Raw genomic sequence first — 16575 nt, forward strand, 5'->3', positions numbered from 1 at the left:
CCCGCGACCAGATGGACTTCAAACGCATTCTCCGGGCCCCCGTGTTCTGGGTGCTCGCCGCGCTCGTGCTCCTCCTCCTCGTCTTCACGGTGGGCGGGAACGGCAGCTACACGACCATCACGACGGCCCAGGCCGAGAAGCTCATCACCGACAAGAAGGTCGAGTCGGCGGTCATGAGCACCGACAACGTGCTCACCCTCGACCTCAAGAGCGGCCAGACCTTCTCCGACCCGGAGAAGAAGATCTCCGGCGCCACGCAGGTGCGGGCCGAGTACGTCGACGCCCGCGCCGCGGACCTCGTCGCCGAGCTCAAGTCCAACCTCCCCGACGGCTACGACGACAAGGTCGAGGGCGACAGCGCCTTCTGGACCCTGTTCATCAGCTTCTTCCCCGTGCTCCTGCTCGTCGGTCTCTTCTGGTTCCTCATGACCCAGGCCCAGGGCGGCGGCTCGCGCGTCATGCAGTTCGGCAAGTCGCGCGCCAAGCTCGCGACGAAGGACACCCCCAAGGTCACCTTCGCCGACGTCGCGGGCGCCGACGAGGCCGTCGAGGAGCTCCACGAGATCGTCGAGTTCCTCCGCGAGCCGGCCAAGTTCCTCGCCGTCGGCGCGAAGATCCCCAAGGGCGTGCTGCTCTACGGCCAGCCCGGTACCGGCAAGACCCTCCTCGCGCGCGCCGTCGCCGGCGAGGCGGGCGTGCCGTTCTACTCGATCTCCGGCTCGGACTTCGTCGAGATGTTTGTCGGTGTCGGCGCCAGCCGCGTCCGTGACCTCTTCGAGCAGGCCAAGGCCAACGCCCCCGCCATCGTCTTCGTCGACGAGATCGACGCCGTCGGCCGCCACCGCGGCGCCGGGCTCGGCGGCGGTCACGACGAGCGCGAGCAGACGCTCAACCAGCTGCTCGTCGAGATGGACGGCTTCGACGTCAAGACCAACGTCATCCTCATCGCGGCGACCAACCGCCCCGACATCCTCGACCCGGCGCTGCTGCGCCCGGGCCGCTTCGACCGGCAGATCGCGGTCGAGAACCCCGACATGATCGGCCGTCACCGCATCCTCCAGGTGCACGCGGCGGGCAAGCCGATGGGTGCCAACGTCGACCTCCTCGCCGTCGCGCGGCGCACCCCCGGCATGACCGGTGCCGACCTCGCGAACGTCCTCAACGAGGCGGCGCTGCTCACCGCCCGAGGCGACAAGAAGCTCATCGACGACGAGGTCCTCGACGAGGCCATCGACCGCGTCATCGCCGGCCCGCAGAAGCGCACGCGCATCATGTCGGCCAAGGAGCGCAAGATCACGGCCTACCACGAGGGCGGCCACGCCCTCGTCGCGGCGGGGATGAACCACCTCGACCCGGTGACCAAGGTGACGATCCTGCCGCGCGGCCGGGCCCTCGGCTACACGATGGTCATGCCGGTCGACGACAAGTACTCGACGACCCGCAACGAGATCCTCGACCAGCTCGCTTACGCCCTCGGCGGCCGCGTCGCGGAGGAGATCATCTTCCACGACCCGACCACCGGCGCCGCGAACGACATCGAGAAGGCCACGGCGATGGCCCGCAAGATGGTCACCGAGTTCGGGATGAGCGAGCGCGTCGGCGCGATCAAGCTCGGCCAGAGCCAGGGCGAGCCGTTCCTCGGCCGCGACATGGGGCACCAGCGCGACTACTCCGAGCAGGTCGCCGCGGTCGTCGACGAGGAGGTGCGCAAGCTCATCGACGCCGCGCACGACGAGGCGTGGCACGTCGTCAACGACAACCGCCACATCCTCGACCGCCTCGTCCTCGAGCTCCTCGAGAAGGAGACGCTCAACGCGGCCGAGCTCGCGACGATCTTCGAGGACATCAACAAGCGCCCCCGGCGCCCGCTGTGGCTCTCGAGCGAGCACCGCACCCTCTCCGACATCCCGCCGGTCCTGACGCCGGCCGAGGAGGCCGCCCTCGCAGGGCGCGCCAACGGCTCCGGCGCCCCCCACGGCGCCGTCGTCACCCCGGGCGACCCGGCGACCGAGGCCGCCATCGACGCCCGGGCCCAGGACGGTGCCGGACCCTCGGAGCACCCCGCGTCCGAGACCGTCGAGGTGCCGGAGGGTGGGCGTGTCGAACCCTGACCAGGAGGTCGTCATGACGCAGGACACCAGCACGACGCGACCTCCGGTCGACGTCGCGCGCGCCGAGGCCGCGGTCCGGGAGTTCCTCTACGCCATCGGCGAGGACCCCGACCGCGACGGCCTCCTCGACACCCCGAAGCGGGTGGCCAAGGCCGCGCACGAGCTCTACGCCGGTCTGTGGCAGGACCCCGCCGAGGTGCTGTCGGCGACCTTCCCGATCGAGCACGAGGAGCTCGTGATCGTCCGGGACATCCCGATGTACTCGACGTGCGAGCACCACCTCCTGCCCTTCCACGGCGTCGCGCACATCGGGTACATCCCGGGCACCGACGGCCGCGTGACGGGCCTGTCGAAGCTCGGCCGGCTCGTCGAGGTCTACGCCCGGCGCCCGCAGGTGCAGGAGCAGATCACGACGCAGGTCGCCGACGCGCTCGTCGAGCACCTCGGGGTGCAGGGCGTCATCGTCGTCATCGAGGCGGAGCACCTGTGCATGTCGATGCGCGGCGTGCAGAAGCCGGGCTCGCGGACGATCACCTCCGCGGTGCGCGGGCAGCTGCGCGACGTGGCCACCCGGGCAGAGGCGATGTCGCTGCTGCTCGGCGGGAAGCGGTGACCGGGGCGGTGCCCCTCCCCACCGGCCGGCCCGGCCGGCCGCTGGTCCTCGGCGTCGTCAACGTCACGCCCGACTCCTTCAGCGACGGCGGCGAGTGGTTCCAGCCCGACGACGCCGTCGCGCACGGCCGGTTGCTGCGCGAGCAGGGCGCCGACGTCCTCGACGTCGGCGGTGAGTCCACCCGTCCGGGGGCCGAGCGGCCCTCCGAGGCCGAGGAGCTGCGCCGGGTGCTGCCCGTCGTCGAGGCGCTGGCCGCGGACGGCCCGGTGTCGGTCGACACGATGCGCGCCTCGGTCGCCGCCGCGGCGCTCGACGCCGGCGCCACGCTCGTCAACGACGTCTCGGGCGGCCTCGCCGACTCCGACATGCTGCCGCTGGTCGCGGAGCGCGGCGTCCCCTACGTCGCGATGCACTGGCGCGGCCACAGTGCGCAGATGCAGGACCGCGCCCGGTACGACGACGTCGTCGCCGACGTCGGTCGCGAGCTGCAGGGTCGCCTCGACGCCGCGCTGGCGGCGGGGGTCGACGCCTCGCGGCTCGTCCTCGACCCGGGGTTCGGGTTCGCGAAGCTCGCGGCCCACAACTGGGAGCTGCTGCGCCGCCTCGACGAGGTGCTCGCCCTCGGGCAGCCGGTGCTCGTCGGCACCTCGCGCAAGAGGTTCCTCGGCCTCGTCGGCCGCGAGGGTCGCGCGGAGCGGGCGCCGCTCGAGCGCGACGTCGCGACCGCGGTGACGACCGCGCACGCGGCCGCCCACGGCGCGTGGGGCGTTCGCGTTCATGACGTCGTCGCGGCCGTCGACGCCCTCGACATCGCGCTGGCCCTGCGCGGCCCCGGGGTCGACGCGTGATCCCCGCCGGCACCTCGCGCGACCGCGTCACCCTCAGCGGGGTGCGCGGGCGCGGGTTCCACGGCGTCTTCGAGCACGAGAAGCGCGAGGGCCAGGAGTTCGTCGTCGACGTCGAGATCGCCGTCGACCTGGCGCCGGCCGGTCGTACCGACGACCTCGGCGACACCGTCAACTACGGCGAGATCGGCGCCGCGACCCTGGCCCGCATCGAGGGCGAGCCGTTCGACCTCATCGAGCGGCTCGCCGAGGTCGTCGCACAGGACGCGTTGCGGCACACCGCCGTCGACGAGGTGGTCGTCACCGTGCACAAGCCGCAGGCGCCGGTCGGCGTGCCGTTCGGCGACGTCACCGTCCGGGTCGTGCGCCACCGGGAGCCGGTGCCGGTCGTCGTCGCGGTGGGGGCCAACCTGCCGCACGGCGCCAGCGCGCCCGCCGACACCGTGCGCTCGGCCCTCGAGGCGCTGGCCCACCACCCCGCCGTGCACGGGCTGCACGCCTCCGGCGTCGTCGGTACCGACCCGGTCGGCGGGCCCGAGCAGCCGCGCTACGCCAACGCCGTCGCGACGATGCGCACCGCGCTCTCGCCGGCGTCCTTCCTGCGCGAGCTGCACCGGCTCGAGGCCGCGTTCGACCGGGTGCGCGAGGTGCGGTGGGGCGCCCGCACCCTCGACCTCGACCTCGTCCAGTACGGCGACCCGGCCGACGGCACCGACGTGGTGTCCGACCGACCGCACCTGCAGCTCCCCCACCCGCGGGCGCACGAGCGCGGCTTCGTGCTCGCGCCCTGGCACGACGCCGACCCGTCGGCGGTGCTGCGGCACGACGGCGGCGTCGTCGCCGTGGCCGACCTGCTGACGGGTCTCGACACCTCCGACATCACGCCGCTGGACGAGGAGACCTCTTGAGCCGCAACGGCATCCGCCTCCAGGTGCTGGCCCTCGTCGCGCTCGTCACGGCAGTGGTCGGCTGGCTGGTGGCCTTCGTCGTCACCCGCGACGGCACGCTGCTGCAGCGTCCCCCGTGGGCGGCCGGCGTCCTGCTCGTCGTCATGGGTGGGCTCGTGCTCTGGCTGGCCCGCCCGGTCCGGCGCCACGTGCGCAGCGGCCACCGCACGTCGGTCGAGGCGCTGCGGGCGGCGCGGACCGTCGTCCTCGCCCAGGCGGCGGCGCTGACCGGGGCCGCGGCCGCCGGCTGGTACCTCGGGCAGCTCGCGAGCCTGCTCGGCGACCTCTCGCTCGTCGCCAACCGCGACCGACTGCTCGTCTTCGGCCTCATGCTGCTGGCCTCGGTGCTGCTCGTGGTCGCCGGGATGGTGGCGCAGGCGTGGTGCCGCATCGACCGCGACGACGACGAGGACCGGTCCGGCCAGGCCGACGAGCCCGCGCCCCGCCACTGACGCTGCGCCCCGCCCCGCCCCGCTCCCACCGCCGCACCGCTCCCGCCGCCGCCCCGCTCCGGCCGCCGCCCCCGTCCCGTGCAGCAATCGTCGAATGTGACGGTTCCTGCACACCGGCCCGAGGCCCCGTGCGAGGAGGTCAGGCGAGGTCGGCCCAGAGGACCCAGTTGCCCTCGTAGTGGCCGCGCGCGAGGGGCGTGCGGGGGTCGCACGTGATGAGCCGCAGGAGCGGCTCCGGGTTGCCCGCATCCCAGATGGTGTCGTCGGTCGGGGTCTGCTGCTTGGGCATCCCGGCGGAGCGGCGCACGACGAAGCGGACGACGTCGCCGGAGTCGTAGCGCACGCTGACCGTGTCCCCACGGCGGGCCTGGGGGAGGCGGCGGAAGACGTCGGGGCCGTTGCCCGGGGTGCCGACGTGCCCGGCGAGGATAGGGGTCGGGGTCCGGCCACCCGGCTGCGGGATCGTGCAGCACCTGCGCCCCGCCCCTGAGGCCGGCGCCCTCGCCCCGTGCGTCAATCGACGAAAGCGTCGATTCCTGCACACGGATGGCTGGGCTGACGGGTCTCGCGGGTGTGCAGGAACTGACGAATGTGTCGACTTTCGTACACCGGCGGACGACCCGCCACGCCGCGGCTCCCCCGGTGGCTACTTGTCGACGTCGCCGACGACGAAGAACATCGACCCGAGCACGGCGACCATGTCGGCGACGAGGCAGCCGGGCAGCACGTCGGTGAGCACCTGCACGTTGTTGAACGACGCCGAGCGCAGCTTGAGGCGCCACGGCGTCTTCTCGCCGCGTGAGACGAGGTGGTACCCATTGAGCCCCAACGGGTTCTCGGTCGCCGTGTACCGCTCGCCCTCCGGCACCTTGAGCACCTTGGGCAGGCGCTGGTTGACGGGCCCGGGCGGCAGGGTCCGCAGCCGGTCGAGGCAGGCGTCGGCGAGGTCGAGGCTGACGTGCACCTGCTCGAGCAGCACCTCGAGCCGGGCCAGGCAGTCGCCCTCGGTGCGGGTGACGACCCGGCCGGGGCCCCCGGGCGCGAAGAGCTCGGCGTAGGCGAGGTAGGGGTCGTCGCGGCGCAGGTCGAGGTCGACGCCGCTCGCGCGGGCGATGGGGCCCGAGACGCCGTACGCGTGGACGGTCGCGGGGTCGAGCACCCCGACGCCACGGGTGCGGGCGAGGAGGATCTCGTTGCCGACGAGCAGCGACTCCAGCTCGGGCAGGCGACGGCGCACGGCATCCACCGCGTCGGCGACCCGGCCGAGCCAGCCGGCCGGGACGTCCTCCTTGAGGCCGCCGACCCGGTTGAACATGTAGTGCATCCGGCCGCCGGAGGCCTCCTCCATGACGGCCTGCAGCTCCTCGCGCTCGCGGAACGCGTAGAAGACGGGCGTGATGGCGCCGAGTTCGAGCGGGTAGGAGCCGAGGAACATCAGGTGGTTGAGCACCCGGTTGAGCTCGGCGAGCAGCGTGCGCAGCCAGACCGCGCGCTCGGGCACCTCCATCCCGAGCATCGCCTCGACACCGAGCACGACCCCGAGCTCGTTGGAGAACGCGGACAGCCAGTCGTGGCGGTTCGCGAGGACGGTGATCTGCCGGTAGTCGCGGACCTCGAAGAGCTTCTCGGCCCCGCGGTGCATGTAGCCGACGACCGGCTCGGCGGCGACGATGCGCTCGCCGTCGAGGACGACCTTGAGCCGGAGCACCCCATGCGTCGCCGGGTGCTGCGGACCGATGTTGAGCACCATGTCGGCCGTCGCGAGCCCGCCGGCCCCGACCGCGACGTCGAGGGCACGTGGCGCGTGCTGCTCGGTGGGGGCGTCGGGGCTCACGCGGCCAGTCTGCCGCACGCCCGGCGGGGTCATCCGGCCCGCACGCGGGCGAGCACCCAGCGGAAGCCGCCGAGCCCGCTCGGGTCGGTCAGCGCGGTGAGCGCCGACGTGCCCGCCAGCGCCGCGAGGTAGGCGGCCGGGTCGGTGCGGGACAGGCCGTGGTCGGGCACCAGGGGGCGGCCGAGGAGCCGGTGCAGGGCCTCCCGCTGGGTCGTCAGTTCGTCGTGCCGGAGCGAGTCGACCGCGACGTGCGCGGTGACGTCGCACGAGCCGTCGGGCACCGGGGCGACGACGACGCCGTCGCGGTAGCCGACGAGGGTGCCGCCGTCCGGACGGTCCTCGCTGGTGTGGCCGTAGTCGACGGCGAGCACCGCCCCGCGCCGGACGCGAGCGAGCAGGTCGGCCCAGGCGCGGTCGCGCGCCAGCCCGACCTCGACGCGGTCGCCGGGGGCCGCGTCGTCCGTGGGCCAGTGGGACGCGCACCACGCGGCGTCGGCGGGGTCGAGCGGGCCGCCGAGGGACTCCTCGCCCGAGCGGGGGTCGACGAGCACCGCGCGCAGCCGGCCGGACTCGTCGACCTCGGCGACCGTGCAGGGCACGACGTCGAGCCACTCGTGCGCGACGACGAGGACCCCGTCCAGGTCCTGCAGCGCGTCGGGCAGCGCCGCGCCGCCGGACGAGGTCGTCCATTCGACGGCGGCGGGCAGGGAGGCGGGCCGGCCGACGACGTCGATGCCGGTGAGCCGCAGGTCCGGCCGGTGCGCGTCCAGCGCCCCGAGGAGCTCGCCGCGACCGGCGCCGAGGTCGACGACGTGGGTCGCTCCCTCGGCGTCCGCGAGGTGGGCCAGGGCCTGCGCGAGGACGGCGCCGGGCCCGCCGTGCGCCGAGGTCGTGAAGTGGCCGGCCGGTCCCTCGGGTCGCCGGTAGAAGCCGTCCGGGCCGTAGAGCGCGTCCTGCCACGCGTCACGCCACGGCACGGGGTCCACCCGCCGCACGCTACCGGTGCGCGACGGCGGTAGCGTGCGACGGGTGGACGGCCTCGAGCACCCTGCCCGCCTCACCGTCGGCGTCGTCGGCGCCGGCCGCGTGGGGGCGGTCCTCGGGGCGGCGCTCGCCCGCGCCGGCCACCGGGTGACGGGTGCCTACGCCGTCTCGGACGCGAGCCGCGACCGCGCCGAGAGCCTCCTGCCCGGCGTCCCGGTCGCCGACGTCCCCACCGTCGTGGAGGGGGCCGAGCTCGTGCTGCTCGCCGTCCCCGACGACGCCCTCGGGCACCTCGTCCGTGGGCTCGCGGCCACGGGGGCGTGGCAGGCCGGCCAGCTCGTCGTCCACACGAGCGGGCGGCACGGCACGACCGTCCTCGAGCCGGTCCGCGAGCACCACGCGATGCCGCTCGCGCTCCATCCGGCGATGACGTTCACCGGCACGGCGATGGACCTCGACCGGCTCGTCGACTGCGCCTTCGGGGTGACCGCCGACGAGGCGCTGCGGCCGGTCGCCGAGGCCCTCGTCCTCGAGATGGGTGGCACCCCCGTCTGGGTCCCGGAGGAGGACCGGCTCGCGTACCACGCGGCCCTCGCCCACGGCGCGAACCACCTCGTCACCCTGACCGCCGAGGCGATGGAGGTGCTCGCGCGCGCCGGCGTGCCGGACCCCCGGGCGGTCCTCGCCCCGCTCATGCACGCCGCCCTCGACAACGCCCTGCGGATGGGTGACGCCGCGCTCACCGGGCCCGTCGCGCGCGGGGACGTCGGGACCGTGGCGGACCACCTGCGCGAGCTGGACCGGACGGCGCCCGAGGTCCGACGCACCTACGTCGCGCTCGCCCGGGCGACCGCGCTGCGGGCGCTCGACAGCGGGCGCCTGTCGCCCGCCGCCGCCGAGCCGCTGCTCGGTGTCCTCGGCACGGAGTGAGCGTGGGCGTGGTCACGCCGGGCCTCCCGCCCGTCCCGTCCGCGTGTGGGTGCGCAAGGATGCGGGCATGACGTCGCAGTCGACCGACACCCGTGCCGTCCCGACGGTCGCGATGACCCGCGAGGAGCTCAAGGCCGCGCGCGAGGCCCTGCCCAGCCGGGACGTCGCGGTGGTCATGACGATGGGGGCCCTGCACGAGGGGCACGCTCAGCTCATCCGCGCCGCCCGGCAGCGCCACGACCACGTCGTCGTGACGATCTTCCTCAACCCACTCCAGTTCGGGCCGAAGGAGGACCTCTCGCGCTACCCGCGCACCTTCGACGACGACATGGCGATCTGCACCGCCGCGGGTGTCGACGTCGTCTTCGCGCCGACGCCCGACGTCGTCTACCCCGACGGTGACCCGGGGGTGCGCATCTCGGCCGGCCCGCTCGGCGAGCTGCTCGAGGGGGCGTCGCGCCCCGGGCACTTCGACGGCGTGCTCACCGTCGTCGGCAAGCTGCTGCACCTCACGGCCGCCCGGAGCGCGTACTTCGGCCAGAAGGACGCCCAGCAGCTGCTCCTCATCCGGCGGATGGTGCGCGACCTCGACGTGGCGGTCGACGTCGTGTCGGTGCCGACCGTCCGCGAGGGCGACGGCCTCGCGATGAGCAGCCGCAACACCTACCTCACCCCGTCCGACCGCGAGGTCGCGCTCTGCCTGAGCCGTGCGCTGCGCGCCGGCGCCGACGCCGCGCCCTTCGGCCCGTCGGCGGTCCGGCGGGCCGCGCGCGAGGTGCTCGTCGAGGAGCCGCTGGCCCTCGTCGACTACCTCGTGCTCGTCCACCCGCACACGCTCGCCGACGTGCCCGAGTGGTACCGGGGCGAGGCGCTCCTCGCCGTCGCCGCGCGCATCGGCACGACCCGGCTCATCGACAACACCCCGCTCGTCGTCGGGCCGGGGGGCGGGGCCGTCGACGTCTTCTCCGACGTCCCGCACGCCCGCGCCGATGTCTGAGCCCGCGCCGGTCGCGGGGGAGGCCGCGGACCCCGTGGTGCTGCCCGGCTCGCCGCTGCTCCCGCGCCGCCTCGTCGCGCCCGCCCCGGGCTGGACGGTCGAGGCCGACGTGGTCGTCGTCGGGTCGGGCATCGCCGGGCTCACCTGTGCGCTGCGGCTGCGCGAGCGGGTCGAGCGCGTGCTCCTCGTGACGAAGACGGTGCTGTCGGCGGGCTCGACCACCTGGGCGCAGGGCGGCATCGCCGCGGCCCTGCACCCCGAGGACACCCCGCAGGAGCACCTCGACGACACCCTCGTCGCCGGCGTCGGGCTCTGCGACGTCGAGGCGGTCCGGGCGCTGGTCACCGAAGGGCCCGACCGCGTCCGCGAGCTCGTCGCCCTCGGTGCCGAGTTCGACCGCGACGCCGGCGGCGACATCAAGCTGACGCGCGAGGGCGGGCACCACCGCGACCGCATCGCGCACGCCGGGGGTGACGCCACCGGCGCCGAGATCTCGCGGGCGCTCATCGCCGCGCTGCGGGCCGTCGTCGACGACCCCGGCATCGAGGTCGTCGAGCACGCGCTCGTCGTCGACCTCTTGACCGACGCCGAGGGGGCGGTGGGCGGCGTGACGCTCCACGTCATCGGCGAGGGCCAGGTCGACGGCGTGGGGGCCGCGCGGGCGCGCGCGGTGGTGCTCGCGACCGGGGGACTCGGCCAGATCTACACCTCGACGACCAACCCGCCGGTCGCGACGGGTGACGGGATGGCGGCCGCCCTGCGCGCCGGCGCCCGCACCACCGACCTCGAGTTCGTGCAGTTCCACCCGACGGTCCTCTTCCTCGGCGAGGGCTCGACCGGCCAGCAGCCGCTCATCTCCGAGGCCGTGCGCGGCGAGGGCGCCTTCCTCGTCGACGACCGCGGCGAGCGGTTCATGATCGGGCGGCACGAGCTCGCCGACCTCGCGCCGCGCGACGTCGTGGCGCGTGGGATCCTCGACGTGATGGGGGAGCGCGGGCTGGCCCACGTCTGGCTCGACGCCCGGCACCTCGGCGGCGACTTCCTGGAGGAGCGCTTCCCGTCCATCGTGGCCCGGTGCCGCGAGCTCGGGTTCGACCCCGCGACCGAGCTGCTGCCGGTCGCACCGGCGCAGCACTACGCCTCCGGCGGGGTCGAGACCGACCTGCGCGGGCGGACCTCCCTCGAGGGCCTCTACGCCTGCGGCGAGGTCTCGTGCACCGGTGTGCACGGGGCCAACCGGCTCGCCTCCAACTCGCTGCTGGAGGGCCTCGTCTTCGCCCACCGCATCGCGGACGACGTGACCCAGCGCCTCGCGGCCGGCGACCTGCCGTGGCGCGAGCCGGCCGAGGGCGAGGACGGTGGCGCCGACCTGCTCGACTCCTCCGAGCGGATCTCGGTGCAGCGCAGCATGACCCGTGGATGCGGCCCGCTGCGCAGCGCGGTGTCCACGGTGGAGACGCTGCGCGAGCTCGAGGCCCTCTCGACCGTGGCGGCGAGCGACGCCGAGCCGGGTCCGCGCACCTGGGAGACGACCAACCTCCTGCACCTCGGGCAGGCGCTCGCGCTCCTGGCCCACCGGCGCGAGGAGACGCGCGGCGGGCATGTGCGCACCGACGTCCCGCGGCGCGACGACGAGCGCTGGCTCGTGCACCAGTCCGTCGTGCGGGCTGCCGACGGACGGCTCGACGTGCTCGAGCGCCCCGCCCTCGACCCCCTCGGAGGACCCCTGTGAGCGACCTCGGCTTCCCCCTCGACGACGCCCGGCTCGTCGTCGAGCGCGCGCTCGACGAGGACCTCGGCACGTCGGGCTCCGGTGGGCGCGACGTGACCACGCTGTCCACGATCCCCGCCGAGCAGCGGTCCGTGGCGCACGTCGTGGCCCGCGCGGGCGGCGTCCTCGCCGGGCTGCCGGTCGCCGCGCTCGTGTGCGAGGCGGTGGCCCGCAGGCTCGGGACGGGTGCCGTCGAGGTCGAGGAGCACGTGGCCGACGGGGCGCGCATCGCCCGCGGCGACCACCTCGCGACGCTGCGGGGGTCGACCCGGACGACGCTCGTCGCCGAGCGGACCCTGCTCAACGTCCTCTCCCGGACCTCGGGCGTCGCGACGCACACCCGGCGGTGGGCCGACGCCCTCGACGGCACCGGCGCGACCGTGCTCGACACCCGGAAGACCACCCCGGGTTTGCGCGCGCTCGAGAAGTACGCGGTGCGCTGCGGCGGCGGCACGAACAAGCGGATGGGCCTGTACGACGTCGCGATGATCAAGGACAACCACAAGCTCGCGGCCGGTGGGCTGGGGGCGGCCTACGCGGCGGTGCGGAACGCCTACCCCGACGTCGAGGTGCAGGTCGAGGTGACGACGACGGCCGAGGCGCTGGAGTCGGTGGCGGTCGGCGCCCGGTTCCTCCTCTGCGACAACATGTCCCCGGACCTGCTGCGGGCGACGGTCGAGGCCGTCCGCGCCACCGGTGAGGTCGTCGAGCTCGAGGCCACCGGAGGACTGACGCTCGAGGTGGTGCGCGAGTACGCCGAGACCGGGGTCGACTACCTGTCGGTCGGGGGGCTGACGCACTCCTCGCCGATCGTCGACATCGCCCTCGACCTCGACCCGTCGGACGCCTGACGCGTCAGGCGCGGGGCCACTCGCGCACCACGACGCACACCGTCGTCGCGTCGAGCATCGCGAACTCCCGGGCGCCCCAGGGGCGCAGGGTGGGGCTCGGCAGGTTGGGGTGCAGCAGGTCCGGGCGCCGCGCGGCGACGTCCGCGAACACGGCGTCGAGGTCGTCGGTCTCGAGGCCGAGCTCGGGACGCTCGCTGTGGGCCGCGGCCTCGGCGTTCTCGGCGAGCTGGATCTTCGCGCCGTCCCGCTCCAGCACGACGAAGCCGCCGTCGCGGTGCACGACCTCCATTCGCAGGCCGCCGACGAACAGGTCGAGACCGACCTCGAGGTCGGCGTAGAAGACGGTCGCCACGAACCGGGTCAGCATCCCGCCAGTCTGCGGGCGGAGCAGGCCTTACGGAAGACCTAGGCTCGGTGGATGCGCCACGAGCTCGCCGTCCAGCACGGCCCCGAGGACGACCGAATGCGCCCCGGCGCCGCCTACCGGCTGATGACGTCGGCCGTCGTGCCGCGGCCCATCGCGTGGGTGAGCAGCCGGTCCGCCGACGGCGTCGACAACCTGGCGCCGCACTCGTTCTTCACCGTCGTCAGCACCGACCCGGCGATGCTCGCGTTCACCTCGGTCGGTCGCAAGGACACGCTGAACAACATCGAGGCCACCGGCGAGTTCGTCGTCAACGTCGCGCCCGGCCCGCTGTTCGAGGTCGTCAACGCGACGAGTGCGGACTACCCGCCGGAGGTCGGCGAGTTCGACGCCGAGGGCGTGGCGCGCGAGCCGTCGCTGACCGTCGCGCCGCCCCGCGTCGCGGGGTCGCCGGTCGCCTTCGAGTGCCGGCTGCACGAGGTGCGCCCGACCGGCAACTGCTTCGTCGTCGTCGGGCTCGTGCTGCACGCGGCCGTCGACGCCTCGGTCGCCGCCAGCGACGACATGGTGCGCCGTCCGCACGTGGACATCGGTGCGCTGCAGCCCTGGTCGCGCCTCGGCGCCGACGAGTGGGGCCTGCTCGGCGAGATCCGCGAGATCGAGCGGCCGAGGTACGACGGCTGATGGCGACGCCCGACTTCATCGTCTCGCTCCGGCGCTCGGTCGGTCACGAGCTGTTGTGGCTGCCCGGCATCACGGCGGTCGTGCTGCGCGGCGACGACGTGCTGCTCGTCCGCCGCGCCGACACGGGGGAGTGGACGCCGGTCACGGGCATCTGCGACCCCGGCGAGCACCCGGCGACGACCGCCGTGCGGGAGTGTCTCGAGGAGACCGGCGTCCGCTGCGAGGTCGAGCTCCTCGCGTGGGTCGACGTCACGCCGGTCATCGAGTACCCGAACGGTGACCGGTCGCAGTACGTCGACCACACCTTCCGCTGCCGCTGGCTCGGCGGGGACGCGCACGTCGCCGACGACGAGTCGTCGGAGGTCGCGTGGTTCCCGCTGCCGGCGCTGCCGCACATGGCCGCGGACCACCGCGAGCGCATCCGCACCGCCGTCGCGCACACCGGCCCCACCCGCCTCACCTGACCCTTCCTCCCCGCGAACGCGTGTGAAACCGCCGGAGGACCCCGGCGAGTTCACACACATTCGGGGAGAAGTGGGGGAGGGGTCGAGGTCAGGAGCGGCGCCAGCGGAGGGCCACGGCGTAGTCGACCTCGAGCCCCTCGTGCTCGGCGAGGACGGCGTCGGCCGGCCCGGGCGGCAGCTCGATGCGGACGACCGCCTCGAGGTCCTCGCGCCGGTCGAAGGTCCACCGGATGGTCAGCGCCTGCGTCGTGAAGCCCTGCCGGTCCCAGAAGCGCTGCACGGCGACGGGGTCGTAGGCGGGGTAGGCGCGTGCGAACCACCCGCCGAAGGTCGAGCGCGTCACGTCGTTGTCGACGAGGCAGGCGACCCCGCCGGGCCGCAGGACGCGCTCCAGCTCGGCGAGCCCCGGCTCGCACCCGGCGCCGAAGAAGTACGCCCAGCGTGCGTGCACGACGTCGACGGAGGCGTCGGCCACCGGCAGCGCCTCGGCGCTCCCCGCCACGACCCGGGCGCGGGACCCCTTGGCGCGCAGCCGGTTCGCCGCCCGACGGACGAGCGGGAGATACGGCTCCACACCCAGCACGGTCGCGCCGCGCTCGGCGAACCGCGGCAGGTGGAACCCGGTGCCGCAGCCGACGTCGACGAGCACCGCCCCGCGCAGGGGGTGCAGCGCGGCGATCGCGGTGTCGATGACGCCGGCGCGGTCGGACGCGAGGTTCTCGAGCTCGTAGACCTCGGGGGTGTCCCAGATGTTCGGGCTGCGGATGGCCCGCCCGGACCCGCTCACCCCTCGCGGCGTCCCCGCGCCGGCCGGGCGGCGACCGGGTGGGCCGGCTCGTTCGCGCCGTCCTCGTCACCGGGCAGGGCGTTGGTGCCCCGGCGGCGCTTGACCCGCTCGCGGCGTCCCCCGATGGTCCCGGCCTCGGCCGTGGCGGGGTGGACGAGCAGCGGGATGAGCTTGCGGGCGCCGGCCGACTGCGCGTGGCGGACGACGGCGAGGTGCGCCTCGCAGCGGACGACGAGCTCGTCGTAGCCGGCCTGCCCCATGAGGGCGACGAGCTCGGCGTGGCTGCTGCGGTAGACCGGCTCGCGCCCGACGTGCGCCTCGGGGTTGGAGGAGCAGTACCAGTCGAGGTCGTGCCCGCCGGGTCCCCAGCCGCGGCGCGTGTACTCGGCGATGGTCACCTCGAGGTACGAGGTGTCGTCGGGCTGCTCGACCGTCCGGTAGGAGCGGCGGATCGGCAGCTGCCAGCAGACGTCGGGCTTGACCTCGTGGGGCTGCTGGCCGGTGAGGACCGCGTGCTGGTGGAGCGCGCACCCGGCCCCGGCGGGGAACCCCGGCCGGTTGAGGAAGATGCAGGCGCCGTCGACGACCTTGGTCTTGCGGTCGCCCTCGTCGTCGACCTCGGTCCAGGCCGAGCGGCGGGCCGGGCTCTTGTCGCCGCGCTTGCCGTGCCCCGGGTGGTGCTGCCACTCGTCCTCGCCGAGCTCGGCGACGACGGCGCGGACGCGCTCGAGGTCGTCGTCGTCGGTGAAGTGCGCGCCGAGGGTGCAGCACCCGTCGTCGGGCCGGTCGGCGTAGATGCCGCGGCAGCCGGAGCCGAAGATGCAGCTCCAGCTCGAGGTCAGCCAGGTGAGGTCGACCCGGAAGCGCTGCCCCGGGTCGTCGGGGTCGGCGAACTCGGCCCAGGTGCGGGGGATGTCGAGGGACGCTTCGGGCACGCGCCCACCCTATGCACGGTCGGCCGCGGGATGGGCGCGGTGGGGCCGCGCCACCCCGCAGCGGCTACCTTGTGCCCATGCGCCTCGGGGTCGTCGACGTCGGTTCGAACACCGTCCACCTCCTCGTCGTCGACGCCCATCCCGGGGCCCAGCCGCTGCCGGCGAGCAAGCACAAGATCGACCTGCGCCTGTCCGAGCACGTCACCGACGAGGGCCTCATCGCCGACGAGGGCCGCGACGCGCTCGCCGACTTCGTCGCGGAGTGCCTCGGCGTCGCCGAGGACCAGGGCGTCGAGGACCTGCGCGGCTTCGTGACGAGCGCGGTCCGCGAGGCCCCGAACGGCACGGAGGTGCTCGCCCACGTCGCCGAGCGCACCGGCGTCCGGCTCGACGTCCTGACGGGCGAGGAGGAGGCCCGGCTGACCTTCCTCGCGGTCCGCCGGTGGTTCGGCTGGTCGGCCGGCACGCTGCTCGTCGCCGACATCGGCGGCGGTTCGCTCGAGCTCGCGATGGGGATGGACGAGGAGCCCGACGTCGCGATCTCGGTCCCCCTCGGCGCCGGCCGCGTGACACGAGACCTCCTGCCGGGCGACCCGCCCTCGCCCGACGACCTGCGCGAGGCCCGCCGCCGGGTGCGCGCCACCATCGCCGCCGAGCTGCGGCCGCTCGCCAAGGCCGGCGCCCCCGACCTCGCCGTCGGCACGAGCAAGTCGATGCGCTCGCTCGCCCGCATCTGCGGCGCCGCGCCGAGCTCCGAGGGGATGTACGCGCGCCGGCTCCTGCCGCGCGAGGCGCTGCTCGAGTGGCTCCCGAGGATCGCCGCCATGACCGCGCGCGAGCGGGCGGAGCTGCCCGGGGTGTCGGCCTCGCGCTCGCGGCAGGTCCTCGCCGCGGCCGTCGTCGCCGACGCCACGATGGACCTGCTCGGCCTCGAGGCCCTCGAGATCTGCCCGTGGGCGCTGCGCGAGGGCATCCTCCTGCGCCACCTCGACCGGATGCAGTGACC

18 protein-coding genes are annotated in these 16575 nt (G+C 74.6%); 12 read left to right on the plus strand and 6 right to left on the minus strand.

Annotated features, from left to right (window positions below):
• The first annotated feature begins 11 nt into the window (after positions 1 to 11).
• From ftsH to IG69_RS0102715, 5 genes are read left to right on the plus strand one after another with little or no spacing between them, the layout of a single operon-like run.
• Positions 12 to 2111 (plus strand): ATP-dependent zinc metalloprotease FtsH, encoded by a 2100-nt coding sequence (gene ftsH / locus IG69_RS0102695; RefSeq protein WP_030526641.1) that lies wholly within the window; start codon positions 12 to 14, stop codon positions 2109 to 2111.
• Positions 2112 to 2124: 13 nt separating this feature from the next.
• Complete coding sequence (folE, locus tag IG69_RS0102700) at positions 2125 to 2724, plus strand: GTP cyclohydrolase I FolE (protein WP_036828937.1); 600 nt, start codon at positions 2125 to 2127, stop codon at positions 2722 to 2724.
• A gap of 8 nt (positions 2725 to 2732) precedes the next feature.
• A complete protein-coding gene (gene folP / locus IG69_RS0102705) occupies positions 2733 to 3572 on the plus strand; it encodes a dihydropteroate synthase (protein WP_036828938.1) in 840 nt (279 codons plus the stop codon).
• Entirely contained in the window at positions 3569 to 4477 is a 909-nt protein-coding gene (folK, locus tag IG69_RS0102710; RefSeq protein WP_030526644.1) for a 2-amino-4-hydroxy-6-hydroxymethyldihydropteridine diphosphokinase, read from the plus strand. The genes folP and folK overlap by 4 nt, the downstream gene beginning before the upstream one ends.
• Entirely contained in the window at positions 4474 to 4968 is a 495-nt protein-coding gene (locus IG69_RS0102715) for a DUF3180 domain-containing protein (RefSeq protein WP_030526645.1), read from the plus strand. Before folK ends, IG69_RS0102715 begins: the two co-directional genes overlap by 4 nt.
• A gap of 139 nt (positions 4969 to 5107) precedes the next feature.
• On the opposite strand, the gene IG69_RS21445 is transcribed toward IG69_RS0102715, so the two are convergent.
• The 3 genes from IG69_RS21445 to IG69_RS0102730 all read right to left on the minus strand — a co-directional run bounded on the left by IG69_RS21445 (position 5108) and on the right by IG69_RS0102730 (position 7788).
• Positions 5108 to 5512, minus strand: coding sequence for a class F sortase (locus tag IG69_RS21445; RefSeq protein WP_084696530.1), 405 nt, complete (start codon positions 5510 to 5512; stop codon positions 5108 to 5110).
• A gap of 102 nt (positions 5513 to 5614) precedes the next feature.
• Complete coding sequence (locus IG69_RS0102725) at positions 5615 to 6718, minus strand: NADH-quinone oxidoreductase subunit D (protein ID WP_245616069.1); 1104 nt, start codon at positions 6716 to 6718, stop codon at positions 5615 to 5617.
• Positions 6719 to 6831: 113 nt separating this feature from the next.
• A complete protein-coding gene (locus tag IG69_RS0102730; RefSeq protein ID WP_030526648.1) occupies positions 6832 to 7788 on the minus strand; it encodes an SAM-dependent methyltransferase in 957 nt (318 codons plus the stop codon).
• Positions 7789 to 7831: 43 nt separating this feature from the next.
• Between IG69_RS0102730 and IG69_RS0102735 the strand changes: the two genes are divergently transcribed.
• From IG69_RS0102735 to nadC, 4 genes are all read left to right on the plus strand, one after another.
• Positions 7832 to 8716 (plus strand): Rossmann-like and DUF2520 domain-containing protein, encoded by an 885-nt coding sequence (locus tag IG69_RS0102735; protein ID WP_030526649.1) that lies wholly within the window; start codon positions 7832 to 7834, stop codon positions 8714 to 8716.
• Between the two features lie 67 nt (positions 8717 to 8783).
• On the plus strand, positions 8784 to 9713 hold the full coding sequence (gene panC / locus IG69_RS0102740) for a pantoate--beta-alanine ligase (protein WP_030526650.1): 930 nt from the start codon (positions 8784 to 8786) through the stop codon (positions 9711 to 9713).
• Positions 9706 to 11445: an L-aspartate oxidase gene (locus IG69_RS0102745; RefSeq protein WP_084696532.1), complete on the plus strand. Its 1740-nt coding sequence runs from the start codon at positions 9706 to 9708 to the stop codon at positions 11443 to 11445. Before panC ends, IG69_RS0102745 begins: the two co-directional genes overlap by 8 nt.
• On the plus strand, positions 11442 to 12335 hold the full coding sequence (gene nadC / locus IG69_RS0102750) for a carboxylating nicotinate-nucleotide diphosphorylase (RefSeq protein ID WP_030526652.1): 894 nt from the start codon (positions 11442 to 11444) through the stop codon (positions 12333 to 12335). The genes IG69_RS0102745 and nadC overlap by 4 nt, the downstream gene beginning before the upstream one ends.
• A gap of 4 nt (positions 12336 to 12339) precedes the next feature.
• On the opposite strand, the gene IG69_RS0102755 is transcribed toward nadC, so the two are convergent.
• Positions 12340 to 12702: a VOC family protein gene (locus IG69_RS0102755; protein ID WP_030526653.1), complete on the minus strand. Its 363-nt coding sequence runs from the start codon at positions 12700 to 12702 to the stop codon at positions 12340 to 12342.
• Positions 12703 to 12753: 51 nt separating this feature from the next.
• Between IG69_RS0102755 and IG69_RS0102760 the strand changes: the two genes are divergently transcribed.
• Together IG69_RS0102760 and IG69_RS0102765 are read left to right on the plus strand one after the other, a co-directional pair.
• On the plus strand, positions 12754 to 13383 hold the full coding sequence (locus IG69_RS0102760) for a flavin reductase family protein (protein WP_030526654.1): 630 nt from the start codon (positions 12754 to 12756) through the stop codon (positions 13381 to 13383).
• Positions 13383 to 13847 carry an NUDIX hydrolase gene (locus IG69_RS0102765; protein ID WP_030526655.1) on the plus strand — a complete coding sequence of 155 codons (465 nt, stop codon included), beginning with the start codon at positions 13383 to 13385 and terminating at the stop codon, positions 13845 to 13847. Before IG69_RS0102760 ends, IG69_RS0102765 begins: the two co-directional genes overlap by 1 nt.
• 88 nt (positions 13848 to 13935) lie before the next feature.
• On the opposite strand, the gene IG69_RS0102770 is transcribed toward IG69_RS0102765, so the two are convergent.
• Together IG69_RS0102770 and IG69_RS0102775 are read right to left on the minus strand one after the other, a co-directional pair.
• Complete coding sequence (locus IG69_RS0102770; RefSeq protein ID WP_030526656.1) at positions 13936 to 14634, minus strand: class I SAM-dependent methyltransferase; 699 nt, start codon at positions 14632 to 14634, stop codon at positions 13936 to 13938.
• The gene (locus IG69_RS0102775) at positions 14631 to 15569 is read right to left on the minus strand and encodes a DUF3109 family protein (protein WP_242525727.1); all 939 of its coding nucleotides are present in this window, start codon (positions 15567 to 15569) and stop codon (positions 14631 to 14633) included. The genes IG69_RS0102770 and IG69_RS0102775 overlap by 4 nt, the downstream gene beginning before the upstream one ends.
• 77 nt (positions 15570 to 15646) lie before the next feature.
• Here IG69_RS0102775 and IG69_RS0102780 point away from each other — a divergent pair, with 77 nt between their 5' ends.
• Complete coding sequence (locus tag IG69_RS0102780) at positions 15647 to 16573, plus strand: Ppx/GppA family phosphatase (RefSeq protein ID WP_030526658.1); 927 nt, start codon at positions 15647 to 15649, stop codon at positions 16571 to 16573.
• Positions 16574 to 16575: the final 2 nt, after the last annotated feature.

It is taken from the genome of Phycicoccus jejuensis (assembly GCF_000720925.1).
Lineage (GTDB): Bacteria > Actinomycetota > Actinomycetes > Actinomycetales > Dermatophilaceae > Phycicoccus > Phycicoccus jejuensis.

Coding starts and splice junctions, on each gene's coding strand:
- folE (WP_036828937.1), top strand. CDS start 2,125: ATGACGCAGGACACCAGCACGACGCGACCTCCGGTCGACGTCGCGCGC.
- IG69_RS0102745 (WP_084696532.1), top strand. CDS start 9,706: ATGTCTGAGCCCGCGCCGGTCGCGGGGGAGGCCGCGGACCCCGTGGTG.
- IG69_RS0102755 (WP_030526653.1), bottom strand. CDS start 12,702: ATGCTGACCCGGTTCGTGGCGACCGTCTTCTACGCCGACCTCGAGGTC.
- IG69_RS0102760 (WP_030526654.1), top strand. CDS start 12,754: ATGCGCCACGAGCTCGCCGTCCAGCACGGCCCCGAGGACGACCGAATG.
- IG69_RS0102765 (WP_030526655.1), top strand. CDS start 13,383: ATGGCGACGCCCGACTTCATCGTCTCGCTCCGGCGCTCGGTCGGTCAC.
- ftsH (WP_030526641.1), top strand. CDS start 12: ATGGACTTCAAACGCATTCTCCGGGCCCCCGTGTTCTGGGTGCTCGCC.
- IG69_RS0102780 (WP_030526658.1), top strand. CDS start 15,647: ATGCGCCTCGGGGTCGTCGACGTCGGTTCGAACACCGTCCACCTCCTC.
- IG69_RS0102725 (WP_245616069.1), bottom strand. CDS start 6,718: ATGGTGCTCAACATCGGTCCGCAGCACCCGGCGACGCATGGGGTGCTC.
- panC (WP_030526650.1), top strand. CDS start 8,784: ATGACGTCGCAGTCGACCGACACCCGTGCCGTCCCGACGGTCGCGATG.